The sequence below is a fragment of the Serratia sp. NCCP-200 genome (genome assembly GCF_059697885.1).
In genome coordinates, this window is sequence record NZ_BAAKUJ010000003.1 from 581,863 (window position 1) to 598,487 (window position 16,625).

Annotated in this window: 12 protein-coding genes and 1 pseudogene; 7 read left to right on the top strand and 6 right to left on the bottom strand. The window is 52.2% G+C overall.

What is annotated here, in order from left to right; translation table 11 throughout:
- The first annotated feature begins 109 nt into the window (after nucleotides 1-109).
- Entirely contained in the window at nucleotides 110-1,615 is a 1,506-nt protein-coding gene (locus AC6HVW_RS12820; protein WP_071683518.1) for a Na+/H+ antiporter NhaC family protein, read from the top strand.
- Here the strand turns inward: AC6HVW_RS12820 and AC6HVW_RS12825 are convergent.
- Entirely contained in the window at nucleotides 1,577-2,545 is a 969-nt protein-coding gene (locus tag AC6HVW_RS12825) for an acyltransferase family protein (protein WP_081367104.1), read from the bottom strand. The two genes, AC6HVW_RS12820 and AC6HVW_RS12825, sit on opposite strands and share 39 nt — an antisense overlap.
- Nucleotides 2,546-3,110: 565 nt before the next feature.
- On the opposite strand from AC6HVW_RS12825, the gene AC6HVW_RS12830 reads away from it, so the two are divergent.
- Entirely contained in the window at nucleotides 3,111-4,640 is a 1,530-nt protein-coding gene (locus AC6HVW_RS12830) for an amino acid permease (protein ID WP_059200835.1), read from the top strand.
- A 15-nt stretch (nucleotides 4,641-4,655) separates the two neighbouring features.
- Nucleotides 4,656-5,930 (top strand): arginine deiminase, encoded by a 1,275-nt coding sequence (arcA, locus tag AC6HVW_RS12835; protein ID WP_021177942.1) that lies wholly within the window; start codon nucleotides 4,656-4,658, stop codon nucleotides 5,928-5,930.
- Nucleotides 5,931-6,019: 89 nt separating this feature from the next.
- On the opposite strand, the gene AC6HVW_RS12840 is transcribed toward arcA, so the two are convergent.
- Nucleotides 6,020-6,907, bottom strand: a complete 888-nt coding sequence (locus tag AC6HVW_RS12840; RefSeq protein WP_021806421.1) for a class A beta-lactamase FONA-11 — start codon at nucleotides 6,905-6,907, stop codon at nucleotides 6,020-6,022.
- A gap of 132 nt (nucleotides 6,908-7,039) precedes the next feature.
- Between AC6HVW_RS12840 and AC6HVW_RS12845 the strand changes: the two genes are divergently transcribed.
- Nucleotides 7,040-7,915 carry a LysR family transcriptional regulator gene (locus AC6HVW_RS12845; protein ID WP_071683516.1) on the top strand — a complete coding sequence of 292 codons (876 nt, stop codon included), beginning with the start codon at nucleotides 7,040-7,042 and terminating at the stop codon, nucleotides 7,913-7,915.
- 36 nt (nucleotides 7,916-7,951) lie between these two features.
- Here the strand turns inward: AC6HVW_RS12845 and AC6HVW_RS12850 are convergent, their stop codons facing one another.
- Both AC6HVW_RS12850 and AC6HVW_RS12855 read right to left on the bottom strand, forming a co-directional pair.
- Entirely contained in the window at nucleotides 7,952-9,568 is a 1,617-nt protein-coding gene (locus AC6HVW_RS12850) for an FGGY-family carbohydrate kinase (protein WP_497569500.1), read from the bottom strand.
- A 12-nt stretch (nucleotides 9,569-9,580) separates the two neighbouring features.
- Entirely contained in the window at nucleotides 9,581-10,327 is a 747-nt protein-coding gene (locus AC6HVW_RS12855; protein ID WP_021177938.1) for an SDR family oxidoreductase, read from the bottom strand.
- 575 nt (nucleotides 10,328-10,902) lie between these two features.
- On the opposite strand from AC6HVW_RS12855, the gene AC6HVW_RS12860 reads away from it, so the two are divergent.
- On the top strand, nucleotides 10,903-11,919 hold the full coding sequence (locus AC6HVW_RS12860) for a LacI family DNA-binding transcriptional regulator (protein ID WP_071683514.1): 1,017 nt from the start codon (nucleotides 10,903-10,905) through the stop codon (nucleotides 11,917-11,919).
- A 132-nt stretch (nucleotides 11,920-12,051) separates the two neighbouring features.
- Here the strand turns inward: AC6HVW_RS12860 and AC6HVW_RS12865 are convergent, their stop codons facing one another.
- Nucleotides 12,052-13,260: an MFS transporter gene (locus AC6HVW_RS12865; RefSeq protein WP_497569471.1), complete on the bottom strand. Its 1,209-nt coding sequence runs from the start codon at nucleotides 13,258-13,260 to the stop codon at nucleotides 12,052-12,054.
- 103 nt (nucleotides 13,261-13,363) lie between these two features.
- On the opposite strand from AC6HVW_RS12865, the gene AC6HVW_RS12870 reads away from it, so the two are divergent.
- The gene (locus AC6HVW_RS12870; protein ID WP_071683513.1) at nucleotides 13,364-14,281 is read left to right on the top strand and encodes a LysR family transcriptional regulator; all 918 of its coding nucleotides are present in this window, start codon (nucleotides 13,364-13,366) and stop codon (nucleotides 14,279-14,281) included.
- 408 nt (nucleotides 14,282-14,689) lie between these two features.
- Nucleotides 14,690-15,292 (top strand): annotated as a pseudogene (locus tag AC6HVW_RS12875) (dTMP kinase); the annotation flags it as partial.
- A 177-nt stretch (nucleotides 15,293-15,469) separates the two neighbouring features.
- On the opposite strand, the gene AC6HVW_RS12880 reads toward AC6HVW_RS12875, so the two are convergent.
- Nucleotides 15,470-16,441: a sensor domain-containing diguanylate cyclase gene (locus tag AC6HVW_RS12880; protein ID WP_071683511.1), complete on the bottom strand. Its 972-nt coding sequence runs from the start codon at nucleotides 16,439-16,441 to the stop codon at nucleotides 15,470-15,472.
- Nucleotides 16,442-16,625: the final 184 nt, after the last annotated feature.

Here is a 16,625-nt window from a genome sequence, read left to right on the forward strand (position 1 = left end):
AAAATAATCATTGCCCTATACCGCCCATGGCTATACTTACCTCAGTAGCTACCGCAGGTATCGCCGTTGCCTGACCCCTCCTGTCTTAACTGTCTGTGGAGCCGTGCCCATGAGCAAATCAGCTAAAACTCCCCGCCCTGTTAAAGCCCCAAGTTATCTGGATGCTCTACTGCCGATAGTCACGTTGATTTTGCTGGTCGGATCTTCCGTTGCTCTGTTTGGACTTGAAGCCGTCAACGGCCCTTTGCAGGTGGCCATCATCCTCAGCACCATGATCACCGCTATGGTCATCCTGAAGAATGGCCATAGCTGGGAGGAGGTTTCCGAGTCCGGCCGCAAAGGCATTGCCACCATCTCGGGGGCCATTTTTATCCTGTTTTCCGTTGGGGCGCTGATTGGCACCTGGAACATGTCCGGCACCATTCCTACCATGGTGTATTACGGTATTATATTGATCACCCCCAACTGGTTCTATCCGATAGCCTTTTTGGTCTGCGTTGGCGTCTCTTTAAGTATTGGCAGTTCCTGGACCACGGCAGGCACCTTGGGAGTCGGGTTGGTCGGGCTGGCCAATATGCTGGGGTTATCACCAGAAATTACGGCTGGAGCCGTGATTTCCGGGGCTTACGTGGGTGACAAGATCTCGCCGCTGTCTGAAAGTACCGTATTGGCCGCTCAGCTCAACGGCGTCGAATTGTATAAACATATTCGCGCCCAGCTTTGGACCACCGTTCCGGCGGCAGTCATTGCCCTGATCGCTTTTATCCTGTTAGGGCTAAATCAGCACAGCGCCTTTGATGCCACCGTCACCAACAACGAACTGACCCGCTTTAACGAACTGTTCCACATCACACCGTGGAACCTGTTGCCGCTGCTTTTCCTGTTGGCATTATCGGTCGCCAAGGTGCCAGCCCCGTTGGCCATCATGTGCTCAGCCTTGATGGCGGGGATCATGACGTCCTTTATGCAACCACAGGTGATCGATCGCTTTATTGTCGAGCCCGATCTTGCCAGCCCGCTGTTGGCCATCAAGGCGGCCTGGCTGGCGATGGCGACCGGCTTCCAGGAGAACTCAGGTATTGAGCAGATCGACGCCCTGCTGTCACGCGGCGGTATGGACAGCATGTTGTTTACGATCTGGCTGATTATCGGCGCGGTGACGTTTGGTATTATGGTGGATGACTTCGGCCTGCTGAACAAACTGGTTACGCCGCTGCTGCTGCGGGCCAGAACCGTGGGCAAGCTGTTTACCTCGGTGGTTGCTACCGCGATTGGGCTGAATATTGCCGCGGGCGATCAGTATATTGCGCTGCTGCTACCTACCCGGCTATACCGTGCCGAATTTGCCAAGCGGGGGCTGGCGCCTGAGAACCTGTCGCGCATCGTTTCGGATGCCGGGATTGTCACCTCACCGCTGATCCCCTGGAACTCCTGCGGCGCTTATATGGCTGCGGTACTGGGTGTCTCGACCATGGCCTACATGCCGTTTGCCATCTTTAATATTGCCGCACCGCTGATCACTCTGGCACTAGGCATCACCGGCTTTAATATTCGCCATATCCCAGTGGCTGCCCCGTCAGAAGGAGATAATCCGAGCCGTAAATCGGTTGAGTAACAACAACCGTGAAACCAATACCGAGGCCACAAAAACCAGGACCAGTAAGGTAAATTTAAGCGTGGCGTCATTGAAGTCATACAGCGTAGTAATGAAATAGAACACGCTATAGTGAACGATATAGACGCCCACCATCGCCGGGCTAATAAACTCCACGACGCGGGTAAGCAATCGGCTCTTGATGGCGATATTATCAAACAGGATAAACAGCGCCAGGCTCATGCCCAGCAGGTGCAAGTGCTCCAATACAAACCAGCCGGCGACGCTGATCTGGGTATGGGTTGATAGATAAAGCTCGTAGAAATACATGGAGATACCGATGGGGATCACCAGCAGCCTGGCGGCCCACTGCACGTTGGTTTTTTTGGTGAACCTGCGACCCGGTGCTTCCCCCAGCACATGGCCAATAATGTAGTAGCCGCCCCAGACCCATATAAACGAATAACTGGAGATAAACAGCGGGTCATCTTGGGTATCCAGCGGGCTGAAAATGTCCAACAGGGCAATAACGGCAACCAGCCCGGCAAACACGGCCGCAGTGATTTTCAAATGCTTAATACCCTTAAGGATGATAGGGTAAAGTAAATAGATGATCCCCATATTCAATAATATGCCGTTTTGTAGAATATATCCCTGATGAATGTATTGGGTTTTGATCAAGGATGAAACAATGTTCCAGAAAATCATGATCAGGATAATGGATTTTATTTTCACCATGATTTCTTGCCTGGTGAGTTTCTCCACCTCATCCATATAACCGATAATGATAAAAAACAACGGCTTGGCGATAATAGATACAAAGTACAATATGCCCATGGTATTCGCATGGAGGAAACACTCGAAGGCACACATTTGGCTGGTCGAGAAGAAGGTGACGGCGGCAAAACAACTTAAACTCTTTAATGCCTGCTGGCTGACACTGTTGATCATGGTTTTCCATCCATCACCGGGTTGACGTGACACACCCTACTGTTTTTTATAAAAATAATCTTAGTACATTAACACTCACTGCACAACGCGCATCTTTAACCATGATCCGAATGACTACTCATATCATAGGAGTTTTCCTAGAATCAGATAGACAGGTTTTGATATATTAACTATTTTTATACAACCTGCATTTTTATGCTTGAAACACATTGAACCCCAAGCCAGTAACAACCCGTTACTTTTTATCATATGATTGATTTTATTCAAAAAAATCACAAATATAATTATATCTGCAAGTTACAACCCGCCAAAATAAAGCATTATCATTAATTTCATTAGCTTTAAAGGATTGTTAATCAAGAATATTCTCGTGATTGGTTTTTTATTCCGTCAGGCGACAGCATTTCACCTACAATCGGAATCAACAGTGCTGATGTTGAAGAAAAAAGTTATTTGCGACAGGAAAATTTGCCGGTTATGACTATGATTTAATCGTAAGTCGGTTGGTAACGTTATCCTTTAATTACGCAATACTTTATTTGACTTGGTGTCAGTAAGGAAAACCATGACGAGCTCATCAACGAATAAACTGTCCCTATGGTCACTCACCGCACTGGTAGTGGGCTCCATGATAGGGGCCGGTATATTTTCTTTACCGGCTACCTTTGGGCGCGCTACGGGAGGGTTTGGTGCCATTATCGCCTGGTGTATTGCGGGCGGTGGGATGTTAATGCTGGCCTTTGTGTTTCAAACGCTGGCGCAACGTAAACCCGAACTCGATTCCGGCGTGTTTATCTACGCCAAAGCCGGATTCGGTGATTATCTAGGATTTGCCTCTGCACTTGGCTTCTGGGCCGGGACCTGTATTGGTAACGTCTCTTACTTTGTGCTGATCAAATCTACCCTGGGGGCCTTCTTCCCGATATTTGGCGACGGCAATACTATTCCCGCGGTGTTGTTTGCCTCGGTCATTCTTTGGGGATTCCACATTCTGGTACTGCGCGGGGTTAAAAGCGCTGCGGCGATCAACACCATTGCCACCATCGCCAAAATCCTGCCGATCCTCATCTTTATCATTGTGCTGATCTTTGCCTTCAAAAGTGACGTGTTTGCACTCAACTTCTGGGGAACACCAGAGACCGCAGCCTCTGCAGCCTCTTTGGCAAGCGTGGGTGATCTCTCTCACCTTAACGACTACGGCTATGTAGGTCATGCCGCCGCCGCCATCGTCCCGACCGCGGAACCCGAATCCCTGTTCAGCCAGGTGCGCAGCACCATGTTGGTAACGGTATTCGTCTTCCTCGGGATTGAAGGTGCCAGCGTCTATTCCCGCTATGCCAAAGAACGCAGCCACGTGGGGATTGCCACGGTGTTGGGGTTCATCGGGGTGCTGTGCCTGTTGGTGCTGATCACCATGCTGTCTTACGGCGTGCTGCTCCGTCCCGATCTGGCGGCGTTGCGCCAACCTTCGATGGCGGGCGTGTTGGAAGCTATCGTTGGGCGCTGGGGGGCGATCTTCATCAGCGTGGGCCTGATTGTTTCGGTACTGGGCGCTTATCTCTCCTGGTCTTTGCTGGCGGCAGAAGTGCTGTTTTCCGCCGCGAAAAGCAAGAGTATGCCGAAAGTGTTCGCTACCGAAAACAGCAATGCGGTGCCCTCTTCTGCCGTCTGGCTGACCAACATCACCATTCAAGTGTTCTTAATCCTGACGCTGTTTAGTGATTACGCCTTCCAACTGGCGCTCGAACTGACCAGTTCCCTGACGCTGATCCCGTACCTGTTGGTGGGTGCCTATGGGCTGAAGCTGGCCATGACCGGCGAAACCTACGAAACCGACAAACGCGATCATAAAAAGGATCTGATCTTCGCGCTGATCGCCACCTTCTACGCACTGCTGATGCTGTACGCCGGTGGTATGAAGTATCTGCTGCTCTCCGCCATCATCTATGGCCCAGGCACGCTGCTATACATTATGGCCAAACGTGAACAGCACGCAAAAGTGTTCACCCCGGCCGAGATGGGGCTCTTTGTAATCGTTATGGTCGCCGCCGTTGCTGCAATCTACAGCATTGCCACTGGCGTTATCACAATCTGATCGAGGCAAGTCATTATGTCGACTAAAAAAAAGACGCAGTCCAAGTTTGGTGTTCATTCAGAAGTAGGGAAATTACATAAAGTCATGGTCTGCGCCCCTGGCAAGGCGCATAACCGGCTAACGCCGAGTAATTGTGATGAGCTGTTGTTTGATGACGTGCTGTGGGTTGAGCGCGCCAAGCGTGACCATTTTGACTTCATGACCAAGATGCGTGAACACGGCGTGGACGTGGTGGAAATGCACAACCTGCTGGCTGAAACCCTGGCGCTGCCCGAAGCCAGAAAGTGGATCCTGGATCAGCAGATTGTGCCTAATGAAGTGTCACTGGGGATCTTGAATGAAACCCGCAGCTTCCTTGATGGCCTGGCACCACGGGCGTTGGCGGAGGTGCTGATCGGTGGCCTTTCCACTACCGAGCTGGCCAAAGAAGGCTATGCAGACCACGAAGAGCTGAAACTGATCCGCGAAGCGGTAGGCATTACCGAATACCTGCTGCCACCGCTGCCGAATACCTTATATACCCGTGATACCACCTGCTGGATCTACGGCGGCGTGACCTTGAACCCGCTGTATTGGCCTGCCCGTCACGAAGAAACCATTCTGACCACGGCGATCTACAAGTTCCACCCAGACTTTGGCGAAGCCAATGTTAACGTCTGGTGGGGGGACCCAACGGTGCACCACGGTACCGCTACGCTCGAAGGTGGGGACGTGATGCCGATCGGCAACAAAACGGTGCTGATTGGGATGAGTGAGCGTACTTCGCATCAGGCGATCACCCAGCTGGCCGCCGCGCTGTTTGCCAACAAACATTCCGGCGTTGAACGAGTGATGATTGCCGCCATGCCGAAACTGCGTGCCGCCATGCACCTGGATACGGTCTTTACCTTCTGCGACCGCGATGTAGTGACGCTCTACCCGGCTATCGTCAATCAGATCAAAACCTTCTCGCTGCGCCCGGATTCTGGCCCAACCGGCATGAAGCTGAGCCGCGATAAAGGCACCTTTGTTGAAGCCATTGCCGGAGCACTGAACCTGAAAAAACTGCGGGTGGTGGAAACCGAAGGCAACGACTACGACACCGAACGCCAACAGTGGGACAGCGGCAACAACATGGTGGCGCTCTCTCCTGGGGTGGTGCTGGCTTACGACCGTAATACCAAAACCAATACCCAACTGCGTAAAGAAGGGGTTGAGGTGATTGAGATTGTCGGTAGTGAGCTGGGCCGTGGCCGTGGCGGCGGCCACTGTATGACCTGCCCGATTATCCGCGATGCCATTGATTACTAATCGCCAGGCGTGATCGGAAAAGGCCGGATTTTCCGGCCTTTTTTATGCTGAAAAAATCACTGCGCATCTACGCGGTGAATATCCCCGATTCAAAGTCCTGCGGTGACAATTTTGGCGGCCGCAGCCAACACGTCTTTGCGGGCTTCGGCATTCTGCTGTGGCTGCGTGAAATAGGTCACCAACACCAACGGTGCGTGGTTCGCTGGCCAAATCACGGCGATATCGTTAGTGGTACCGTAATCACCGCTGCCGGTTTTATCACCGACCACCCACGTGGTTGGCAGACCTGCGCGAATGCTGGCTCCGCCGGTAGTATTCCCCTTCATCCATTCAACCAGTTGAGCACGCTGTGGTTCACCCAGCGCTTTGCCCAAGGTCAGGTTTTGCAGGCTTTTTGCCATCGCCTGCGGCGAGGTGGTGTCACGCTTATCACCCGGGATGGCGGTATTTAAAGTGGGTTCGGTACGATCGAGACGGAAGGTTTTATCGCCGATAGTACGCGCAAATTCTGTCACTTTTGCCGGGCCGCCAAGATGCTCAAGGATCTTGTTCATCGCCGTGTTGTCACTGTACTGGATAGTGGCGGCGCTGAACTCGGCCAGGGTCATCCCGGTATCCAGGTGTTTTTCGGCGATCGGGTTGTAGTTGACCAGATCGGATTGTTTGATCTCCATCCGCTTAGCCAAAAGATTTTTATCCGTCTCGCTCTGTTTTAACAACGCCGACACTGCCATCACCTTGCTGGTGCTGCACATGGGAAAACGTTCATCCCCACGATACAGGATCTGCGAATTATCGGCGGTATCGATCAGCGCCACGCCCAGGCGGCCACCGGAGTTTTTCTCCAGTTCAGACAGTTGCTGCTGAATATTGGCCTTGGCATTAGCGGGTTGCGCCCATAACGGTGCGCTACCGAACAGCAACGGCATAACCGTAGCGACCATCAGGGTGGTTTGACGTAATGTATTTCTAACCATGTTTTGCCTCACATAAAATGGATTAACGCAGCGGAGTTCTTTTCAGATGGCGGGAAATATCCTCTGTTAGGCCGTTATTGACAAGCGACAAGAATTTTCTCTAGCATAAAGAAAATCTTTTGGATAATACCCATGCGCTCTAATCTTCCCCTGAATGCCCTACGTGCTTTTGAGGCCTCTGCCAGACATTTGAGTTTCACACGGGCAGCGCTGGAGCTCTATGTTACCCAGGCCGCCGTTAGCCAACAGGTGCGGCTGCTTGAAGAACGCCTGGGCATGGTGCTGTTTAAACGATTACCCCGTGGTTTAGAAATGACGGAGGAATCACGGGCGCTGTTTGCCGTGTTAACCGACGCCTTTGGCCATATTGAAAAAGCCTTCCGGCAGTTTGAAGGGGGGCAGTTCCAGGAGGTGCTCACCGTGGCCGCCGTCGGCACCTTTGCCGTGGGCTGGCTGTTGCCGCGTCTTGATCGGTTCAGGCAAGAGCATCCTTTTGTCGAACTGCGGCTGCGCACCAACAATAACGTCGTCAATCTAGCCGCCGAAGGGCTGGATTTCGCCATCCGTTTTGGCACCGGTTTGTGGCCATCAACCCATAACGAGATGCTGTTTGATGCTCCGCTGACCGTATTGTGTACGCCGGCTACGGCTAAGCGGCTCGTTACCCCAGCCGATCTGCTGCAAGAGGATTTGCTGCGTTCTTACCGTGCTGAAGAGTGGGAAAACTGGTTTGCTGCCGCTGGTCTGCAGGCGGTGAGAGTGAATGGCGCCATCTTTGACTCATCCCGTCTGATGATCGAGAGCGCTATCCATTCCGGCGGTGTGGCGTTAGCCCCAGCGAAAATGTTTGCCCGGGAGCTCGCCACCGCACAGTTGGTGCGCCCTTTTGCTACCGAAATCAACATGGGCGGTTATTGGTTAACCCATTTAAAATCGAAGGCAATGACCCCGGCGATGGAAATATTTAGCGAATGGTTACTGAAGGAAGCGGCAGAAGATAATAAGTAGGGGCGCAGCATGGCTGCGCCCCCCGAGTTTCCAGGCTTATTGCAGCTCCTCACGGATCCGTTTGGCCGCGCTTTGTAATAGCTTATAGGCCTCATAGCGGTTAGCGTGCAACTGATGGAAATCCGCATTCGGTTGGTATTGGCTATCCAACTCGGAAAACTGCGCCATCGCTTGCTCCACCGAGGCGGCAACCTTCCCCGCCACAGCGCCCAGGATAGCCGACCCCAGCAATACCGGTTCTTCCGCCTTGGTTGTCAGCACGGCGCAACCACAGCTATCCGCCAGCAACTGCCGCACCAACGGATGACGGCCAGCCCCGCCGCTGATCACGATCTGCTCAACGGTGACGCCCATCTGAGACTGGGCATCGAGGATTTGCCTGAGTCCATAGCCAATCCCGCAAATGCCAGCAACATACAGGGCCACCAGATTATCGAGATTGCTTTCCATACCCAACCCGGCAACCACGGCACGGGAATGGGGATCGGCAAAGGGGGCGCGGTTGCCAAGGAACTCGGGAACCACATGCAGGCCATTGGCGAGTTTTGCCGCTTCCGACGCAGAAACCATTTTGGCCAGCGCCAAATCGGCCAGCAAGGTTGGCAGTGAAATACCCAATGCCTTAGCCTGCTCCGTTGCCTCTGGTGCCGCGGGGTGGAACGAAACCAACTGCTTGATCGCCGCCCCCGCCGCGCTCTGCCCACCTTCATTCAACCAATATTCCGGCACCATTGCAGAGTAATATGGCCCCCAAACGCCTGGAACAAAGGCCGGGTTTTGCGTGGTGGTCATCGTGCAGGACGACGTGCCAAACACGTAAGCCAGGTTATTGGTGACGCCACCGCCGACACCGACGGTACCAATCCCGCCAGCATGGGCATCAATCAAGCCCACGGCGACAGGCGTCCCCGCTACTAATCCCATTTCTTTGGCGGCCTCTGTCGTCAAGCCTTCGCCACAAGGCGTACCAGGCTCTTTGATGCGATCCCCAATGCGGCGGAACGCTTCGTCTGCCAACTCTTCAAGGCCGATGGTACGGAAATAGTCCGGATCCCAACGTTTCTCATGGGCCAGATAGGTCCATTTGCAGGTCACCGTACAGACGGAGCGAGCCAAGTCCCCAGTGGCCCGCCAGGTCAGGAAATCGGCCAGATCGAAGAACTGCCAGGCACTATCGTAGACCGCACGACGATTCTCCTTCAGCCAAAGCAGCTTGGGCGTTTCCATTTCTGGGGAGATTTTTCCGCCAACGTAGTTAAGTACCGGATGCCCGGTAGCGTTGATTCGCTCGGCCTGCTCCGTTGCCCGATGGTCCATCCACACGATAATGTTGCGGTCGGGATCTTCAGATGGCCCTACTGCCAGGGGGTTGCCGTCTGCATCGAGTACCACCAGGGAGCAGGTGGCATCAAAGCCGATGCCTGCCACATTGTCTGGGGCAATACCGGATGCGGCAACCGCCTGCTTGATGCTGGCACACACCGCTTGCCATATCTCACGGCTGGATTGTTCAACATAATTTTCCGGACCGCGGAACAGGGTGATCTCTTGGCTGGCATGCGCCAACATGGTACCCGAGAGATCAAAAACCCCTGCCCGTGCGCTGCCTGAACCCACATCGACACCAATAACGACCTGCTGTTGATTGTTCATCATTTTCACCTATCAGAGATCGACGCTATTTGGCAGGATCACCAGATCACGTACGGTGACATGCTTCGAGCGCGTTACCATAAACAATACCGCTTCGGCCACTTCCCTTGGCTGCATCAGGCTGCCGTTGGCCAGAGCCTCTTCCATCTTGGCTTTTGGCCAATCGTCCAACAGCGCGGTAACCACCGGCCCCGGCAACACGGCGCCAACCCGCACACCATATTGGGCCACCTGGCGGCGCGTGGAATGCACAAACGCCTGAACGGCAAATTTTGAGGCGGTATAAATCGGTTCCCAGATCACCGGGACGACCCCGGCAATCGAACTGGTAAACAGAATATCGCCAGACTTTTGCTCGATCAGATGCGGCAGCACTGCCTGCACAGAACGGAACGCGGCGTTAATATTGAGATTAAGCACGCGATCCCAAACGTCCGGATCCCCTTCTGCCACCGGGCCGCCAATATAGGCGCCGGCATTGGCGTGAAAAATATCGAGTCGCCCGGCCGCCGCTAAAATACCGGGCAGCATGCCGGAAACCTGCTGCGGGTTGAGCAAATCGATGACCAGTGGATACGCGTTTTCGCCAAGTTCATCGGTCAGGCGTTGCAGCTTTTCCTGGTCACGGTCGATCAGCACCACTTTAGCCCCGGCCTGCAGGAAAATACGCGCGCACTCCAGGCCGATACCCGAGGCCGCGCCGGTAATCGCCGCGACCTTACCTTTGAGGGAGAAATTCAATTGGGTGAAATCTGTCATGGTTGGGTTCCTTTATTAAACAAGAGATCAAATTTTCACGACGAAGTCACCGCGTGTGAGTTCATCGAGTTAAGAATTTGGCTGTCGATATTGCCCCTCACCCTAACCCTCTCCCAAAGGGAGAGGGAACCGAGCGTGCCACGGATTGGTTTCCGTACCTGACTTAAGCACCGAATTCGCAAGGGCTAAAACGTACCCCTTTTCCTGACCCAGCTTGTATTTGCAAGGGTTGGAAACGCACTTCCGCACCTGACCTTAACGCCGTACCAGCCCCTTCTCCCTGTGGGAACCGAGCGTGCCACGGATTAGCTCCCGAGCCTGATTTCAGCACCGAATTCGCAAGGGCTAAAACGTACCCCTTTTCCTGACCTAGCTTGTATTTGCAAGGGTTAGAAACGCACTTCCGCACCTGACCTTAACGCCGTGCCAGCGCCCTCTCCCTGTGGGAGAGGGTTGGGGTGAGGGGACGTTTACGCACCGTGTCACACTCTTTGCTCACGGCGCTCAATCGATTGAGCATAATTGCTACTTTTTATTTTTACTGTCAAGATATAGAAAATTGGGGAGCGAAATTTGTGACTGGGTTCAAAGCAAAAAAAACGACGATTTACGATCTGGCCGAACTGGCCGGAGCCTCCTCAAGTGCGGTCAGCGCCGTGCTCAATGGCAGTTGGAAAAAGCGCCGTATCGGCGCTCAACTGGCAGAAAAAATCCTGCGACTGGCCGAAGAACAAGGCTATACCGTCAATCAGCAGGCCAGCCTGCTGCGCCGCCGTAAATCAACCATGATCGGCATGATCGTCCCCAAGTATGACAACCGTTATTTCGGTTCGATCGTCGAGCTATTCGAATCGATGGCCCGTGAACGCGGCCTGTTCCCGGTGATTACCTGCACCAGCCGCGATCCTGAACTGGAAATCGAAGCGGCGCGCACCATGCTTTCCTATCAGGTTGACTGGATCATCTCCACCGGTGCCACCGCCCCCGACAATATCACCGAGATCTGCGCTGCTTCCGGTATTTCAACGTTGAATCTCGATCTGCCAGGCACCCTCGCCCCTTCGGTGATCACCGATAACTATGCCGGTGCCAAAGAGCTGACGTTACGAATTCTGGCCAACTGTGAAAAACGGCTAGGCTACCTCAAGCCGCTGATCTTCGTAGGGGGGCGCGGGGTTGACCATAACACCACGGAACGCTTGCGCGGTTTCAGAGATGCCCACCGGCAGTTAGGCGTTGAGGTCATTGAAGAGAACCTGTTAGCCTGCGGTTATTCTCCAGACAAGGCCGAGCTGGCGATGAAAACCTTTATTGCTCAAGACGGCGATCTGCAAACCGGTCTGTTCGTCAACTCGACGATCTCGCTTGAAGGCGTGATGCGCTGGCTGGTGGCGTCTGGCTATCGCGGTGATAACCAGCCGGTGATGGGCTGCTTTGACTGGGACCCTTTCGTACTGCTGTTAGGCCATGACATCGTGATGGTGAAGCAGGACGTCAACAAGATGCTACAGGCGGCGTTTGCGCTGATCGATGCCAACTCGCAAGAAAAGCAACTGATTGAAATACCGCCGATCTTCCCAGAGATGATTTGAGGTAACTAAGATGGTATTTTTCGAACCGGGGCTTCAGGCAAACGTTTTGGCCCCCCTCCCGTTCCCGTCCTCGATAATAAACAAATAGCTACCATACTTGGTCGTCTGCTATGTGCAATAGCGGACGTTATGCTAATCATTGATGAGATGATTCGGTTGGAGCGTACGCTTAGCCAGTTTCTTTTGCAGAATGATAACCATGACTGGGAACCCTGATGCGGAAATTGCACATACCCCCAGCAACGTGTTCATATTTTGTGGTGCTATGGCGTGCCCAGGTAATAGAAAAGCTGACAGAAAAAATGCGACCGTTGTGATCATGTACATTATTGATGACTGCAATGAAGATAATCCCGCTCGTTGCCTGTCATCAGGAAACTGAATGGTCAGCGCCGAGGAGGAAACCAGCCGACTGTATGATGCACCGAGAAATACAGTAATAAATAGCCCCGCATGCGGATAGCCCAGAATGGGTATTAGCAAACTCACTATAAAGACGATGGATGACCCTGTAGCCAGAACCAAAGCAGAGAAACGGGAAGTTAACGCGCCTGTCATTTTTGTTGACAGGTATCCTGCAATGCCTCCGGCGAAAAACAGCCATGGCAGCAGGTCTTGAGAGGCGCCCAGCAACTGGGTCATTAATGGTACCAGAACAGGAATGATCAGCATCGGGCTAAATTGTACCAGCGCATTACTGGAAGCGAACAGCAAAGTATTAACGTCGAGAGGCAGTGCGTGGGGTGTGTCAAAAGAGAGTGGATCCTGAGGGATGATGGAAACAATCAGTGGCAATGCCAACAAACACAGCGTACTGATAAACCACAAAGCGACATGCCAGCCGTAATGAGCACACAAAAATAGTATCGCGGGCATTCCGACAATGCTTACCATCGAAAATGATGCAATGACCGTCGCCAACATTTTTCCGCGCAAGTTAGCCGGTGCGAGATTTATCAATATACTGATACCCACCCCCATTGTCGTGCCTCCTACCAGTCCTGCGCAGAATCGTAATGCAAGCAGAAGACTAAAACTGGAGGTGAATGTCGTCAAAAATGTCAGTATCCCCAGGAGTGCCATATTGACGAAGATAAAACGTTTCTTATTGGTACGACCAATCCAGTAAAAGGCGATAATTCCCGAGAGGACTGCCCCGGATGTGTACATGCCGGATACGTAGCCTGAGAATGATACGGGAACGACGAAGTCTGCTGCCATAAAAGCAAAAACAGGGTTGAACATCATATATTCCAGTGCATTCGTGAACTGGATAAAAGCCATGACAACCGCTATCCGGATGAGGGCTTTATGATTAAACGTTGTTGTGACCAGTGACATAGCAAGCGACCTGTGGATGAAAGATATCTGAGTTTAACTGCTATCAATGCGGCTCATTAGATGGTAAAACTGACACTTATTGTTATCATTTATGGGATAGTTGATGCGGCCAACTCTTGATTTTAATACCCTGAAAGTTTTCATTGCGGTGGTTGAAAGAAACAGTTTTGTTGGGGCATCGAAAATCCTTGAAATGCCGACATCAAACGTGAGTCGTTGTATTTCTCAGTTAGAAGACAGACTGAATCTTCAGCTTATTGAGCGCAACACCCGACATATGAAACTCACCCAGGCGGGACACCTGCTCTATACCCGGGCGAAGCCATTACTGGAAGCGCTTGAGCAGACTGAAACAGAATTAACGTTGCGGCAAATGCAGCTCAAGGGGCCACTACGTATCTGTATTCCCAATGAAATAGGTCCTGCACTGCTGGGTTCTGTGGTTGCCGATTTTGCCTGCCAGCACCCGGTTCTGGAAATAAGCTGTGTCACAAATTTGTCTGGTTTTGAATCCCTGCGAGACGATCTGGATTTAGCCATCATTGTGAGCCGTGGCCAACTGGATGACAGTGATTACATAGCCCGTCATCTGGTGACAATCCCTTGCACTATCGTTGCAGCCCCCTCCATCATTCAGCGTTATGGCATCCCTTCTCGTATACAGCAATTTGAAGAATTACCCTGTATTACCACGGTAAATGCACTTAAAGGTGCTCCCTGGCAGTTTATGAATAAAAAGGGGGGATTCGAGACGATTAAGGTTAAAGGCCATTACCGGGTAAACAGCGGAGAGATGGCAGGACGCGCGGCGGTAGCGGGTGTTGGTTTCGCCATTCTTTCGAAACAGGCCTGCCAACCCTGCATCGACGATGGACGGCTGATCGAGATTAAGTTTGAACAACCGCCAGCCCCACTTCAATTGTTCGCACTTTATTCTGACAGGCGTTATTTGCCAGCTAAAACGCGAGCGCTCATTGATTATATACAGCAGAATTTGAGCAATACATCCTTAGCAACCTAAGGCTACATTAAACAGCCACAGAGAGTCCTGGTGTTACAATAGTCTCTAAATGCATAATGTCTGCAGTTCGCTCATAGTGGCCCGTCAACGCCTGTCGGCTTAAAAAACCAGGCCTAACGTGGGATGTTTTCCGTTTTCTAAGCGGATCCCTTAAACTACACCGCGCAGGTCACAACATATGGGCAATGACTATAAACGGCTGTAATCCTGGATTTTAGACCCGTGAGTTAAAATCATTGCCAGAAGGTTCTTCAGTGTCTGTTTATAAGGGCCCTCTATTCGGTTCGCGCTGACGCGCCAGGCGGCTCCGACGAACGAGAGGAGGCGCGTTATTCATACGAAGGAATGTAAGATGCTTTTGCCAGATTCAAGCTTTACAAAAACCGTATATCAATCGTCATTTGAAGAATGAGTCGTCAGCTATTTATTTCTCTGGATGGGCCCAAGGGAGCCGGTAAAACCACACTTTTGGAGGCCATTACGAAAGTACTAAGGGCAGACAACAAGAAGGTGATCCGACTTTGCGAGAAAAAAAGCGATCCCTACAGGAGGGAAACAATGGCCCTCGTTAACAAGCTCGCCAGAAATCCCACCCTGGATTTAGAATTGGAGGTTTGTGAGCGCTTTGCTGATAGCCGTGCCTGGATTTCCCAGCAAGTGCTGACTAAACAGCCACCGGACAGCATTATCTTGATGGATCGCTGGTACCCATCGGATGCTGCGTTTCGCCGAATGGTTCCATTTGCAGAGATTTTACAGCTTAACATTGAACGAAACGTGCGAACGCCAGACCTGCATGTCGGGGTTGTTACTGCGCCTGATATTTCATGGGCAAGGGCCGCGGCCCGACCGCGTGGGCTAAGTAGTACTGTGATTCATAAGCTGGAAGATCATGTCGCTTGTACCAAGGCGTTCGAGCGAGAAATTGCCGATAACGGCTGGGTTTTATGCCGAAATGAAGGAACGATCGAAGACGCAACGATGAAGGTGATTTCTGAGATCTACAAAGTAGAGTGTTTGGATGCCCCATAGGCATCGGTTTTGCGGGCTGGGCTCTCGCCGCATGTCGCTGTACGTACCGAGTCTGGGCTTTTCATCTCGCAAGAAAAGTGTTCACCATGTCCTTGAACATCTGTCTCCCCTGTCTGCGGTCTGTACATCATTTTGGTGCGGCGAATAACTTGCCGATTAACTCCGCATACACTTGGATTTCTTGATCCGGTACATGGTGGAGTCCCCTTCTGCCAGCAAGGTTTCCAGGCTGTGGGGCGTGGTGGGATCAAACTCGACGATGCCATAGGAGAACGCCAGTTGGTAAGGGGTGATCTGTGAGGCATTATGTTCATCCACGCAGCGTTGCAGGGCTAAAATCCCCTGTTCGGCTTCGCTTTTGCTACGGCTGCCCATCAGCGCGACAAACTCGTCACCGCCCAAACGGGCTATCACGTCAAAATAGCCAAACACCCGTTTCATCAGCTCGGAAAAATAGATTAACGCCCGGTCACCTTCCCCATGGCCGAAAGTGTCGTTAATCAATTTGAATTTATCGAGGTCGATAAATATCAGGCTGGCCTTAACCCCTTTCATCTGACAATGTTGCAGCATATGACCTGCCAGGGAGATAAAGCCACGGCGATTGGATATTTGCGTCAGTTCGTCAGAAGTTGATGCCTGAAAGGCACGTAGCTCATCTTCGACCATCGAGGCCAGATCGCGCAGCGCCACCGCATCTTCGGCATCAAACTGCCGGGGTTTATCGTCGATCAGGCACAGGGTCCCCATCTTCAGATCGCCGGAGTAGCTCAGTGGACAACCTGCGTAGAAACGGATGTGTGGCGAGTCTTTGACCAGAGGATTATCCGCAAAGCGATCGTCCTGCAGCGTATCGGGAATGAACAATATATCGTTACCCAGGATGGCGTGACCACACAACGAAATATCTCTTGGCGTTTCCGTAGCCGCTCCCAGCCCACAGTTGGACTTGAACCATTGGCGGTTTTCGTCGACCAGACTCACCAAGGCAATGGGGACACCGAACAGCCGGCGGGCCATGCGTGTCACCCGATCGAAGCGCTCTTCTGGCAGAGTGTCCAACAGATGCAGGGAACGCAGAGCCTTCAATCGCTGTACTTCATTCGCAGGTATCTCTGGCGTTTTCATCGCTACATCCACTCCAATTAAACTCAGGGTCTTTCTCGGGAAAGCAAGACAGCTAGTTGCAGGATAATATCGTTCGCCACCGCTGGCAATCCGATGCACAAAACAGATGCCACTTTGCTACTGTTTTCATCCGTTTGATTAGACTATAGCCTCTTAAACTAGACATTTGGCTTACAAGCAAGGC